Consider the following 13358-nt stretch of genomic DNA (forward strand, 5'->3'; position numbering starts at 1 on the left):
GAGGTTATTCCAAATCAAACCATTGAAATTACAGTAACAAAGTACGAATATCTTTCAATAATTTAGTCAATTTATTGGTAAAGCGTGCTGCATCCGCACCATTGATCACACGATGATCATAAGACAATGACAACGGCAACATTAAGCGCGGATCAAAGTCTTTACCATTCCATACTGGCTGCATGGTGGCAGGTGAGATACCCAAGATTGCAACTTGAGGCCAGTTCACCAATGGCGTAAAGGCCGTTCCACCAATTGAACCTAAGCTGGTAATCGTGAAGTTCGCACCTTGTAAATCTTTTGGTGATAACTTGCGATCACGCGCTTTTTGACTAAGTTCAGCTAACTCCGTAGCAATTTGCTTAATGGACTTTTGGTCTGGATTACGTAGTACAGGCACTGTCAAACCATCTGGTGTTGCAACCGCAATACCCATATGGATTTCATTACGAAGCAATACAGACTTTTGATCATCCGCCAAATGACCTGCAAAATAAGGCTCATCTTTTAACAAGTGAGCAACCGCTTTCGCGATGAACGCTAAAATAGTTAAACTAACGCCTTGCTTCTTAAAGCCATCTTTCAGTTCGCCACGCCATGCTTCAAGCTCAGTGATATCAGCCAAGTCAAACTGAGTCACTTGCGGAATGAAGTTATTCAATGACAATTGCGGTACCGAAACCTGTTGCAAACGCGTCATTGCTTTTACTTCACCACCACCAAATGCGGTGAAATCAGGTAGCGATGGCAAACCTGAAGCCACAGGCGCTGCTTGTGTGCTTGGAGCAACTTGCGGTGCAGTTAAACGAGTTTTTACATAAGCAAAAACATCATCTTTCATCACACGACCATGTTCACCAGATGCTTTAACTTGGCCAAGTACCACACCCAATTCGCGTGCTAATTTACGCACGGCAGGACCAGCGTATACCTTGGCATTTTCAGCTTCTTGCTCTTTAGTTAACTTGTCAGTACCAGATGGTGCCGCAGGCGCAGACTGAGTTGGAGCAGGAGTTGCCGCTTTAGGTGCCGTTGCTGGTGAAGTAGATGCTACTGCTGCTTTTGCTGCTGGAGCTGCCGCAGTTGCTTGACCTTCAACTTCAATTGTTGCAAGCAATATACCTTGCGAAACTTGTTGACCTGCTTGTAAATGAATTGCTTTAACAACACCAGTAACCGTACTTGGGACTTCTACAGTCGCTTTATCTGACTCAACCACAACAAGGCTTTGGTCGACATCAACTTTATCGCCAACTTGGACCAAGATTTCAGCAACAACTGCTTTATCAACACCTAGATCAGGAACATTGATATCCACTGGACCAGATTGAGTAGCCGTCGCTGCTACAGTTTCTTGCTGAGCTGGTGCAGCAGCTGTGGTAGAAGCAGGCGCCTCAACTGGTGCACTAGATGCAGACGTTGTTTTCACTTGAAGAAGCACAACACCTTCTTTAACGGTATCGCCTTCTTTCACTTGAATGCTTTCCACAGTACCCGCAACACTACTTGGAACTTCTACAGTCGCTTTATCTGACTCGACAACCACAATACTTTGTTCAACATCGATCTGATCACCCACTTTAACGAGGATTTCACCAACCAATGCTTTTTCAACGCCGATGTCAGGCACAGTTACGTCAACAGTTGCAGTTGATGTAGCAGCAGGTTGGGCTGAAGCTTGAGTTTGTTGTGCAGGTGTTGGAGCAGTTGGCTTTTCTTCAGCCGCAGGAACTGGAGTTGGCGCTGCTTGTGCTGCCCCTTCTGCTTCGACCTCGATCAAAGCCACACCTTCAGTCACATCATCACCTTGATTAATCAAGATACTTTTTACGACACCTGCCGAAGTACTAGGCACTTCAACAGTTGCTTTATCTGACTCAAGCACAACAATACTGTCGTCAACTTCAACACGGTCACCAACTTTTACTAAAATTTCAGCAACGTTTGCTTTATCTACACCAATATCAGGGGTCTTAATTTGCATACTTAGTTCCCCTCACCTGTTTGCGTTTCATTGTATTCAGCAACTGGCTGAACTTCTGGATGTGCTTGTGGAACCCAGGCTACTGGACGATCCGTATCTAACTCAAAGTTAGAAATTGCATCTTTCACCAAACGTGCATCCACCTCACCTTCATCCGCTAATTTTTTCAAAGTCGCAACAACGATATGCGCAGCATCAACACCAAAGAAACTACGTAGGTTCGCACGGGTATCTGAACGACCATAGCCATCTGTACCCAATGCTACAAATGGGCGACCATCTGGAAGATAGGCACGAATTTGTTCACTATAAGCACGCATATGATCTGTAGCAGAAACGACGATACCTTCCGTACCTCGTAATTGTTTAGATACCCAAGATTCTTTCACTTGTTCAGCAAGTGGGTGTAGGCGATTGTATTCTTCACATGCCATACCATCACGTGCCAATTCGTTGAAGCTTGTGACACTCCACACATTTGAATGAATTTGGTATTCATCACGTAAGATTTTCGCAGCTTTAATCACTTCACGAAGAATTACACCTGAACCAAGTAATTGGACAGTTGCTTTTTCATCTTTTTCGAATAAATACATACCACGTTTAATGCCCTCTTCAACGCCTTCTGGCATTTCAGGATGTTCGTAGTTTTCATTCATTACCGTTAAGTAATAGAACACACGCTCTTGGTTCACATACATACGTTGTAAACCGTCGTGTACGATTACCGCTAACTCATAACCAAAACATGGATCATACGATACGCAGTTTGGAATCGTGTTCGCCAAGATATGTGAATGACCATCTTGGTGCTGTAAACCTTCACCGTTTAATGTTGTACGACCCGCAGTCGCGCCCAACAAGAAACCTTGAGCCTGTGCATCACCAGCAGCCCATGCAATATCACCAATACGTTGGAAACCAAACATTGAGTAGTACATGTACATTGGAATCATCGGCAAGTTATTGGTTGAATAACTGGTTGCCAAAGCAGCCCATGCGCTCATCGCACCTGCTTCATTGATCCCTTCTTGTAACATGTGACCATCTTTTGCTTCACGGTAATGCATGAGCTGTTCTTGGTCTTCTGGTGTATATTTTTGACCGTGAGCGGCATAAATACCAAGCTGACGGAACATACCCTCTAAACCAAACGTACGTGCTTCATCTGGAACAATTGGCACGACGCGATCTTTAATTGCTTTTTCTTTGAGTAAAGCAGCAATTAAACGAACCATCACCATCGTGGTGGATTGCTCTTTGCCACCCGAACCTTTCAACACTGCATCAAATACAGATAAATCAGGAATCGCTAAAGATTCACTCTCACGACGACGTGCAGGTAAGTAACCACCTAACGCTTCACGACGCGCTTTCATATATTTCATTTCTGGAGAGTTTTCACTTGGACGATAGAATGGAAGTTCTTCTAACTGCTCATCCGTGAATGGAAGATTGAAACGGTCACGCACATATCGTAACGAGTCAATTTGCATCTTTTTGATTTGGTGCGTTTTATTAACTGCTTCAATTTCTTCAGACAAACCATAACCTTTAATGGTTTTTGCCAAGATTACTGTTGGCTGACCCTTCGCTTTCATTGCTTCTGCATACGCAGCAAAAACTTTGTACGGGTCATGACCACCACGGTTAAGGTTATCAATGTCCTCATCACTTAAATCTTTTACAAGTTCCGCAGCTTCTGGGTACTTGCCAAAGAATTTCTCACGCGTATAAGCACCACCTTTTACTTGGTAGCGTTGGTAATCGCCATCAACGGCTTCTTCCATACGTGCTTTTAAGGCGCCGCTTGTATCTTGAGCCAGTAATGGATCCCAATGACGCCCCCAAACCACTTTAATCACACGCCAGCCTGCACCACGGAAGATCGATTCAAGTTCTTGAATAATTTTACCGTTACCACGTACAGGACCATCTAGACGCTGTAAGTTACAGTTAACCACCCATACTAAATTATCGAGCTTTTCACGGCCTGCCAATGAAATAGCACCTAAACTTTCTGGTTCATCCATCTCGCCATCGCCGAGATATGCCCAAACTTTACGATCTTCTTCTTTAATCAAACCACGGTTCATCAAATATTTTTGAATGTGCGCTTGGTAGATCGACATGATTGGACCAAGACCCATTGATACCGTTGGGAATTGCCAATAGTCTGGCATCAAATATGGATGTGGATAGCTTGGTAAACCATTGCCGCCAACTTCACGACGGAAATTACTTAACTGCTCTTCAGTTAAACGTCCTTCAAGAAATGAACGTGCATAAATACCAGGAGCACAGTGTCCTTGGTAATAAATCATATCTCCGCCAAAGTTATCACTGTTAGCACGGAAGAAATGGTTAAAACCAACATCATATAGGGTTGCACTTGATGCAAAACTTGCAAGGTGACCACCTAAATCATCACCTGTTTTATTGGCACGAAGAACCATCGCCAAAGCGTTCCAACGGATTAAAGCACGAATACGGCGCTCCATGTCCTGATCGCCTGGCATTGCAGGTTGCTCTTCAACTGAAATAGTATTGAGATAAGGTGTATTTAAGCGTTGAATAGGAACATGTTTGGCAATGGCACGTTGATAAAGTTTTTCAAGTAAGAAAGCAGCGCGTTCCGTGCCCATATGTTGTAATACTGAATCAAAAGCATCTTGCCATTCTTGGGTTTCCTGCGCGTCTGAGTCGCCATAAAACGCCATATAATTCACCTTTTCCCTTAAGCTATATTGGTTATTGCTATATTTATCATGTTTTAGCTACATAAAGATATTGCCCTAAATGAATACAAAAGCACTTAATATTTTTTTTCTAAATAGTCATTGACCCAAATCAAACAAAAAACATAAAAAATCGCCAATAAAGGCGATTTTCTTAAATATTTATATACAACTGTTAACAAATTACATTAAGGCAACATTGCAAGGTAAGTTGAAGGGTTTCGACGTTGACCATCTTTTACTACTTCAAAGTGTAAATGGGGTCCAGTACAACGCCCTGTACAACCCACGTTGGCAATATGCTGACCTGCACCGACACGCTCACCTGCATTCACCATCAAACGTGATGCGTGCGCATAGCGAGTTACATAACCATTGCCATGATCGATTTCAACATATTGACCATAACCCGTACCCCAACCTGATTTAGTGACAACTCCAGGACCTGTAGCATAGATAGGTGTGCCCGATGGTGCTGCAATATCAACACCTGAGTGATGGCGAGTAGAACCCAATAAAGTACGGTTGCCCCAAGTCGAACTCACTCGACCTTCTTGTAATGGGTGACTCACTAACCATGAATGACCCGTACCGGCTGAGAATGATGGCTCACTTTCTTGACGACCGTACTTCTTCTCAATGCTGGCATTGTTTAATTCAATAGTTTTTTCGCGTAATTTAACAGAGACATTTGATACAGCGGGCAAATCAATATCATCAGGATGGGTATAAGAACCTTGCGCTAAGGTTTTAGATAACTGCTCTAGACGGTCTGCAGCAGTGGCTTGATTGATATTTTGATAATCCGCAAAAGCAACCGAAGCAGCTGAAGCAGCAAGTGAAAATGCAAGTAAAATACGACGCGTATGCATAAAAAACCTCTTGAAACCGTCCTTAAATTGTTCCTTTATCATCTCTTCCTTGATCACAGCCGAACTAAACGCTTAAGATGGACAGGTAACCTCGAAGGAAGTTGACATGTCTGAACCTAACAACGTTTTCCAACAGAAAGGACAACATACAAAAACTGGAAACTTAACGTTTCTGACTACGCAAGTCACACAATGGCAAAAACTTACGAAAATTATTCAACCATTATTGCCCCAACCAGAGCAATGGCAGGTTGTTTGTTATCAACATGGCGTTTTGATCATAACAGGTGAAAATCAAGCGATGATTAGTCAGCTTAGTTACTTACAAAGTCACTATGTCGCGCAGTTCACTCAACTAGAAGCATTCCGAGATTTACGTAAAATCCAAGTTCGATTGAGAAACAAAAAATATGTTCCTGTAGAACCTGCTCCCGCATCAAAGAAACTTAATTCAGAGACCCAAGAGCTTTTGCGCAGTGCCGCCGAATATGTGAGCGACCCTAAGCTTAGCCAAGCTTTACTATATTTGGCAAGCAATAAAAAATAATTACCAAGCATTACAGTAGGATTACGAACACATTTTTTGTGACAAAAATATCACTTTACATTGTTATAATATAACATATTCACTAAAAGACAATGACTTATGTCACGCTTACATATGGAATTGGACATTCATCCTCGTTAATAAATGTTACAATTTCATAACTACTTGGATCATTCTGAACATTGCGTAATAACTGATTGTTAAGCGCATGACCCGATTTATATCCATCAAACTTGGCAATAATTTGATGCCCTAAAAGGTATAAGTCACCCACTGCATCTAATATTTTATGGCGTACAAACTCATCCGCGAAACGCAAACCTTCTTCATTGACCACACCGGTATCATCTACGCCAATCGCATTATCCAAACTTGCACCTAAGGCTAAATTATTGGCCTTTAGGTAATCCAAATCCTTCATAAAGCCAAAAGTACGCGCTTCGCTAACTTCATATACAAAGGTTTCGGTTGAAAAATCGATGGTTGCCGACTGATATTCTTTTGCAAATGCAGGGTGATCAAAGTCAATGGTAAAGTTGAGTTGGAAACCAGAATGTGGGGTAAAAATAGCGCGTTTATCTTCGATTAGCGCTTCAACAGGTTTTAAAATTCTTATAAATTTTTTCGGGGCATTTTGCTCTGCCAGTTCACCTTGCATCAACAAATAGATAAAAGGTCCAGCACTCCCATCCATAATCGGAACTTCTGAAGCAGAGACTTCAACAATCAGATTATCGATCCCAAGTCCTGCAATTGCGCTCATGACATGTTCAATGGTACCGACTTTGATATCCTCTCGAACAAGGTTCGAGCACATAAAAGCCTCTTGGATCAGCATCGCATTTGCTGGAATATCAACAGGCGGATTCAAATCGATACGACGAAACACAATTCCTCCATCAACGTGATGTGGAACAAAATTAATCAGCACCTTTTGACCACTGTGCAGACCAATACCGCTCGCTTTCACTACACGTTTAAGAGTCCGTTGTTTCAACATGCCATGCCAACTTTATTTGGAAAAACCGATATAAGTTAGCATATTTGGGGTGTTTTGGCACTTGAAAAATCGAATCTGTTGTTGGCAGAAATGTCAATCAATACTTTATTTCAAAAAATGAAAAAGGGAGAATCACCTTCTCCCTCTTTTCAAGCATTTGATTTAATTACTTTCTTTGTTGGTTTTTCAAATAATCTTGAATACTCATCGGAGAAGAAAGTGGTGACGAACTTGGCGCTGCACTGCTTGGTGCTTCAGTATTTGAACGCTTACTGATCGCTGGAACATCATCTTCATCAACAGATTGTGCCCCTTGAGAAACGGCCTGAGCATGTGTGGTTCGTTTCTTGGTTTCTACTTCAGATGCATTACGGGTTAAGCCTGTTGCGATCACAGTGACACGCAGTTCATCACGTGCATCTGGATCAAATACAGTACCGTAGAAGATTTCGCCTTCATCCAAGTCAACGATTTGATTGACCACATCCGTAATAATTTCAGTCTCACGCAAGGTAATATCATCACCACCCGTGATGTTAATTAATACACCTTTGGCATTGATAATATTCACATTATCAAGCAGTGGACTACGAATTGCCTGTTCAGCTGCTTGACGAGCACGATCTTCACCACGCCCTAAACCAGCACCCATCATGGCGTAACCACGCGTACTCATTGCTGTTTTCAAGTCAGCGAAGTCAAGGTTAATATGACCACGATTAACAACTAAATCAAAGATACTACGTACCGCATTTAACAATACATCATCCGCCTTTTTATAGGCATCTTTCATGGATATATCGCCATAAACGCTGAGTAAACGTTGGTTTGGAATAATAATCAAAGAATCGACATGTGCTTCTAATGCATCAATCCCTTTCTCAGCAGACTTCTGGCGACGACGACCTTCAAAATTGAATGGTGTTGTTACCACACCAACAGTCAAGATGCCCATTTCTTTGGCAACTTCAGCTACAACAGGTGCTGCACCCGTACCTGTACCACCACCCATGCCGGCAGTTACAAATACCATGTCTGTACCTTCAAGGTGTTGACGAATCACTTCACGACTTTCTTCTGCCGCAACCTGACCAACCTCTGGATTTGCACCAGCGCCTAAACCACGCGTACTTTGTTCGCCCAATTGAATTTTGAATGGAGCATTCATACAATCCAGTGCTTGCTTATCCGTATTCGCACAAACAAATTTCACACCTTGAATATCTGACTGCACCATGTGCTGGACAGCATTACCACCCCCACCACCAACGCCAAACACTGTGAAACGGGCTTGACCGTTGCCATCGTCTAGTTCATCTTCTATAAATTCAAATGAGGCCATGACCTTTAGATTTCCTAATATATTAATGGCAGTTACTTCAGCCCGTTACTGCCCTGATTTTTAAAACTACTGATGTTTAGGATGCTGTTCAATAATCACTAGCTTGTCAAGTACAGTGACCTACTATTACAACTTCTTAACAAATTTTCCCAAAAAAAACTACAACTAAGGGTTTGTTTAGATTTCTACCCGGCCTTGCCTGATTAGCTAAAAAACCAATGTCGCAATGTGAGTTATAACGCTCAAGGTAGAATCTCAGCAAATCCTAAAATATAGCCTTTAATTTGCTATTCAATGCATTCCAACCATTGGCAACACGTTCGACAAAACTACGCTCGGTTGCTTCTTCTGGTTCTTCGACCACATCTTGCAAATCACTTTGGCTAAACATCAACAAACCTGCAGCCGTTGCATACATTGAACGACGTAGCGCTGGTAGATGTTGATCGTCGGCATAAACTTGTAACGGTGGATTGCCCAAATGAGCCGAAACGCCAAGCATACGACGAGCCAAATTCACCATCCCTTCAATCTGACATGCATCACCAGTTAATACAACACCATGATACAAACCATGAATCGCACCGCTATGCTCCAATTCCTCACGGATCATCGCAAAAATTTCTTCATAACGGGCAATGATGATTTCAGCCAATTCAATGCGGCTAATGGTTTGCGTCCCATCAATGCCTTGTACCTGAATCATATGATCAGGTTTCACTACGCTGAGATCGACACAACCATGTAATATTTTAATACGTTCTGCTTCTTCTGTGGTGGTTTGCAAAACAGCTGCAATATCACGCGTTACATTTTCCCCACCACGCTGTAAGGTCCGCGCCAAAGCTAAACGACCATCTAAATACACCGCAATATTGGTTATACCCGCACCGATATCCACCAAACAAACGCCATATTCTTTTTCGTCTTTGAGTAGACTTGCTTCAGCTGTTGCCAAGCATGATACGACCATTTTCTCCACCCCAATATTCGCTCCTTTCATCGCGCGATCGAGGTTTTGCATGGTACTGATTGGCATCATCATCAGCTGATAATGTCCCGTCATACTATGCGCTGACATATTCACTGGATTTTGTACCCATTCACCTGAATCGCCAAGCTCAAAGCCTAATGGCACAGCACTCGCCAAATAATAGTCGGGAGAAACATGGCTGGCTTTTGCCAGCTCTAAAGCACGTACCACTTCATTGGTTGTAATAATATGATCGTGGTTCGCCACAGGCGTACGGCCTGATGCATAAAAACTTTGTAATTCGGTACTTGGAATAGATACCCATGCACTATGAATACGGCACTCTGCCATATCCTCAGCTTCGGATACCGCATTTTTAATAGCCGCAATCACCTTGTCGAGACTGACAATCTTGCCTTTCACCATACCGCGGTTACGAGCAGACGCCATGCCAATCACTTGAATCTTATCGGGCGCATGGATTTTACCAATTAAAACTGTGACCTTATGAGTCCCAATATCAATCGTAACAACTGAGGGAACAGTTTCACTCATTACTTCAATACCATATCTTTTGTTGTTTAGTACGGGCAAACTGCCTGTTGTTTTCAAGCCACGTATTATGGCTTTGCCTGAATTCCACCTGCAAGGCTTGTGTCATCAATCGTTACAACAAACTGACCATTGATGATCTTAGGCGGCGTTGCATTTCTCCACTGGATTGCCAATCCATTTCGATAACGCAAATCGATCGCCGAGATCTTCGGCCATACAGGTTTAAGATCCGTTTGTGCCAAATGGCTTAAGCGCTGCAACTTATTCATGGTTTGATCTTGATCAACGATAATACGCAAACCTGAATCAAACTGCATAAACCATGTCATTCGCTCGGTTAAATACAATTCTTTCAGACGTAAATTGGCTGGCTGAAAGAGTTGATTAATTTCATTATAACGACGCATCATCATTTTGGATTGGCTGATGGGCCCATGTAAAAGTGGTAAATTAGGATGTGCTTTTGACTCAGCCTCACTAAATACCTCTCCATTGTCACTCAGCAAACGCCCTGTTCCCCAACGCGCAATCGGATGGCGCGGCATAACCCGCACTCGAATTGCATTTGGCCAAGCTCGTGACACTACCACACGGTCAACCCAAGACACTTTCAATGCATAATCTCGAATTTGCTCTAAATCCGAGGTGAAATAATTATCTTTAATTACTGGACTCAACTGCTGAACCAGCTGTTGATTTTCTTGTTCTGAATTTGTCCCAACGACCTGCAGCTCTGCCACAGTCGCATCAGTCATCACTTTATACAAGCCATAGATGCCCAATGCCAATACTGCGAATGCAACGACCAACAATATCCAACCACCCGCATTGACCATTTTTTGTTTTGGCGTAGGTGGTTTCTCATGGATTGAGCTAATGGCTGGTCGTTGTTTACGACGCATAGATGCAGGAAGTTGAGCCATAAAACTAAACCGACGCTACTAAGGTTTGCTCTAAAATCGCAACACAGAGCGCATCAAAGCTATAACCCACCGCTTGAGCAGCCTTTGGAACCAAAGAATGGCTAGTCATACCTGGAACGGTATTTACTTCTAACAACCAGAAATTACCTTGCTCATCCTGCATCGCATCAATACGCCCCCAACCTTCAGCACCAACAGCTTGAAAAGCGCGTAAACAAAGTGCTTGCAATGTCTTTTCTTCTGCCTCACTCAATCCACAAGGAATACCATACTCCACATCATTGCGTTGGTATTTTGCTTCATAGTCATAAAAAGCTACATCAGCAGGTGGTTGTAAACGAATCACTGGCAAAGGCTGACCATTTAAAAATGAAATGGTAAATTCACGTCCTGTAATCCATTTCTCTGCCATCACCACCGCATCATGTGCTGTTGCTTTCGCAATTGCCGCGGCAAAGTCTTCGGTTCTCTCGACTTTACTCATGCCAACACTAGAACCTTCATGTACCGGCTTAATAATGACTGGCAAACCGAGATCCGCAATCACCGCCTCTAAATCAGTATCTTTCGTAATAATACGATACGGTGCTGTAGGTAAATCACTGCCCTGCCAAATTTGCTTGGTTTTGACTTTATCCATCCCGATCGCAGAGCCTTGAACACCTGTGCCTGTGTACGGAATATTCAGCCATTCAAGCACACCCTGAATCTGACCATCTTCCCCACCACGACCATGCAACACAATAAAAGCACGATCATACGCAACCAGCTCTGTCACACTACGCTCTTGTGGGTCAAATGCCTCTGCTTGTACACCTGAACGCAATAGTGCCTCTAGCACAGCCTGACCACTGTCCAATGACACAGCACGCTCAGCCGACTTCCCACCCAATAACACAGCAACTTTGCCGAATTTTGCAGCATTTGACACGTTTATATCCTTAAAACTTTTAATATTTACAAAACAAAATTATTCGGCATACAGACGATGCTGAGCCAATTCTACTGAAATTGCACCGACGTTACCCGCGCCTTGTGTTAATAATAGGTCATTGCCTTGTAACACTTTTTGTAAAACACTTGGTAAATTTCCATCAACAAGATCAACCAAAATCGGCTCAACCTCGCCACGCAAACGAATACTACGTGCCAATGCCCGACTGTCCGCGCCAACAATTGGTTTTTCGCCTGCCGAATAAACATCTAATAATAACAATTGGTCCACTTGTGACAACACTTCTACAAAGTCATCAAAACAATCGCGCGTTCGACTATAACGATGTGGCTGGAATAACATTACCAAACGACGGTCAGGATGGCTGGCACGCGCCGCTTTAATGGTCGCTTCGACTTCTTTTGGATGATGACCATAATCATCAACCAACTTCACAAGACCATCACCGACTTCGAACTCACCTTGAACTTGGAAACGACGACCAACTCCACTAAACCCAGCCAATGCTCGACAAATCGCCTCATCAGAAACGCCTTCATCTGTTGCCACACCAATTGCTGCCAGTGCATTCAAGACATTGTGTAAACCTGGTTGATTCACAGTCACACGTAATGGTTCACGATCTTTGCGCAACACAGTGAAATGTGAACGCATGCCATCTTGTTCAACGTCGATTGCACGAATATCGTTGTCTTCATCAAAACCATAGGTCAATACTGGACGACCAACTCGCGGTAAAATCTCACGAATATTGGCATCATCGCCACAAACAACAGCTAAACCATAGAACGGTAAATTATGGAGAAATTGAATAAACGTATCTTTTAACTTATCAAAACTACCTTCATAAGTATCCATGTGATCCGCATCAATATTGGTCACGATCGCTGCCATTGGCTGTAAATACAAGAACGACGCATCTGATTCATCCGCCTCAGCCACAATGATACGACTGTCACCCAGTGCAGCATTGACACCCGTGCTATTCAACAATCCGCCAATCACATAGGTTGGGTCGAGATTGCCTTCCGCCAACATGGTAGTCAACAAGCTGGTTGTTGTCGTTTTACCATGCGTGCCCGCCACTGCGATCCCGTGACGATAACGCATGAGCTCACCCAACATTTCAGCACGGCGCACAATCGGAGTACGCTGTTCAATCGCTGCCTTTACTTCTGGATTTTCAGGATCAATCGCGGTCGATACCACCAGTACGTCAGCATGTTTAATATTGTCCGCAGCGTGGCCGATATAAACTTTAATATTATTCGCTTCAAGCTGTGCTGTAGTTTTCGAAGCCTTGATATCTGAACCAGACACTTTATAGCCTTGGTTACTCAATACTTCGGCAATACCACACATCCCCGCACCACCAATACCAACAAAGTGGATATGTTTAATACGGCGCATTTCTGGCACTTTAATCAGCTTTTTGGCTTGGTTTGGACTTGTTGGAGACATAAATAAAC

10 protein-coding genes are annotated in these 13358 nt (G+C 43.1%); 1 reads left to right on the forward strand and 9 read right to left on the reverse strand.

Features of this window, described 5'->3' with window-relative positions; genetic code table 11:
- Positions 1-28: 28 nt before the first annotated feature.
- The 3 genes from DK207_RS03815 to DK207_RS03825 all read right to left on the reverse strand — a co-directional run bounded on the left by DK207_RS03815 (position 29) and on the right by DK207_RS03825 (position 5594).
- Complete coding sequence (locus tag DK207_RS03815) at positions 29-1984, reverse strand: 2-oxo acid dehydrogenase subunit E2 (RefSeq protein ID WP_100833070.1); 1956 nt, start codon at positions 1982-1984, stop codon at positions 29-31.
- A 2-nt stretch (positions 1985-1986) separates the two neighbouring features.
- Complete coding sequence (gene aceE, locus DK207_RS03820) at positions 1987-4704, reverse strand: pyruvate dehydrogenase (acetyl-transferring), homodimeric type (RefSeq protein ID WP_109440039.1); 2718 nt, start codon at positions 4702-4704, stop codon at positions 1987-1989.
- 206 nt (positions 4705-4910) lie between these two features.
- Entirely contained in the window at positions 4911-5594 is a 684-nt protein-coding gene (locus tag DK207_RS03825; protein WP_109440040.1) for a M23 family metallopeptidase, read from the reverse strand.
- 106 nt (positions 5595-5700) lie between these two features.
- Between DK207_RS03825 and DK207_RS03830 the strand changes: the two genes are divergently transcribed.
- On the forward strand, positions 5701-6141 hold the full coding sequence (locus tag DK207_RS03830; protein ID WP_109440041.1) for a DUF721 domain-containing protein: 441 nt from the start codon (positions 5701-5703) through the stop codon (positions 6139-6141).
- A gap of 97 nt (positions 6142-6238) precedes the next feature.
- On the opposite strand, the gene lpxC is transcribed toward DK207_RS03830, so the two are convergent.
- The 6 genes from lpxC to murC all read right to left on the reverse strand — a co-directional run bounded on the left by lpxC (position 6239) and on the right by murC (position 13350).
- Positions 6239-7141 carry a UDP-3-O-acyl-N-acetylglucosamine deacetylase gene (lpxC, locus tag DK207_RS03835; protein ID WP_109440042.1) on the reverse strand — a complete coding sequence of 301 codons (903 nt, stop codon included), beginning with the start codon at positions 7139-7141 and terminating at the stop codon, positions 6239-6241.
- Between the two features lie 166 nt (positions 7142-7307).
- Positions 7308-8483 carry a cell division protein FtsZ gene (ftsZ, locus tag DK207_RS03840; RefSeq protein WP_109440043.1) on the reverse strand — a complete coding sequence of 392 codons (1176 nt, stop codon included), beginning with the start codon at positions 8481-8483 and terminating at the stop codon, positions 7308-7310.
- A gap of 265 nt (positions 8484-8748) precedes the next feature.
- Positions 8749-10011: a cell division protein FtsA gene (gene ftsA, locus DK207_RS03845; RefSeq protein WP_004641555.1), complete on the reverse strand. Its 1263-nt coding sequence runs from the start codon at positions 10009-10011 to the stop codon at positions 8749-8751.
- A 65-nt stretch (positions 10012-10076) separates the two neighbouring features.
- Positions 10077-10934 (reverse strand): cell division protein FtsQ/DivIB, encoded by an 858-nt coding sequence (locus tag DK207_RS03850; protein ID WP_109440044.1) that lies wholly within the window; start codon positions 10932-10934, stop codon positions 10077-10079.
- A 4-nt stretch (positions 10935-10938) separates the two neighbouring features.
- On the reverse strand, positions 10939-11865 hold the full coding sequence (locus tag DK207_RS03855) for a D-alanine--D-alanine ligase (RefSeq protein ID WP_109440045.1): 927 nt from the start codon (positions 11863-11865) through the stop codon (positions 10939-10941).
- Between the two features lie 39 nt (positions 11866-11904).
- On the reverse strand, positions 11905-13350 hold the full coding sequence (gene murC / locus DK207_RS03860; protein WP_109440046.1) for a UDP-N-acetylmuramate--L-alanine ligase: 1446 nt from the start codon (positions 13348-13350) through the stop codon (positions 11905-11907).
- Positions 13351-13358: the final 8 nt, after the last annotated feature.

This window comes from Acinetobacter haemolyticus (assembly GCF_900406815.1).
Taxonomy (GTDB): Bacteria; Pseudomonadota; Gammaproteobacteria; order Pseudomonadales; family Moraxellaceae; genus Acinetobacter; species Acinetobacter haemolyticus_A.

What these genes read in the sequence shown, in the direction of transcription:
- DK207_RS03815 (WP_100833070.1), bottom strand. Translation starts at nt 1,984, where the DNA reads ATGCAAATTAAGACCCCTGATATTGGTGTAGATAAAGCAAACGTTGCT.
- aceE (WP_109440039.1), bottom strand. Translation starts at nt 4,704, where the DNA reads ATGGCGTTTTATGGCGACTCAGACGCGCAGGAAACCCAAGAATGGCAA.
- DK207_RS03825 (WP_109440040.1), bottom strand. Translation starts at nt 5,594, where the DNA reads ATGCATACGCGTCGTATTTTACTTGCATTTTCACTTGCTGCTTCAGCT.
- DK207_RS03830 (WP_109440041.1), top strand. Translation starts at nt 5,701, where the DNA reads ATGTCTGAACCTAACAACGTTTTCCAACAGAAAGGACAACATACAAAA.
- lpxC (WP_109440042.1), bottom strand. Translation starts at nt 7,141, where the DNA reads ATGTTGAAACAACGGACTCTTAAACGTGTAGTGAAAGCGAGCGGTATT.
- ftsZ (WP_109440043.1), bottom strand. Translation starts at nt 8,483, where the DNA reads ATGGCCTCATTTGAATTTATAGAAGATGAACTAGACGATGGCAACGGT.
- ftsA (WP_004641555.1), bottom strand. Translation starts at nt 10,011, where the DNA reads ATGAGTGAAACTGTTCCCTCAGTTGTTACGATTGATATTGGGACTCAT.
- DK207_RS03850 (WP_109440044.1), bottom strand. Translation starts at nt 10,934, where the DNA reads ATGGCTCAACTTCCTGCATCTATGCGTCGTAAACAACGACCAGCCATT.
- murC (WP_109440046.1), bottom strand. Translation starts at nt 13,350, where the DNA reads ATGTCTCCAACAAGTCCAAACCAAGCCAAAAAGCTGATTAAAGTGCCA.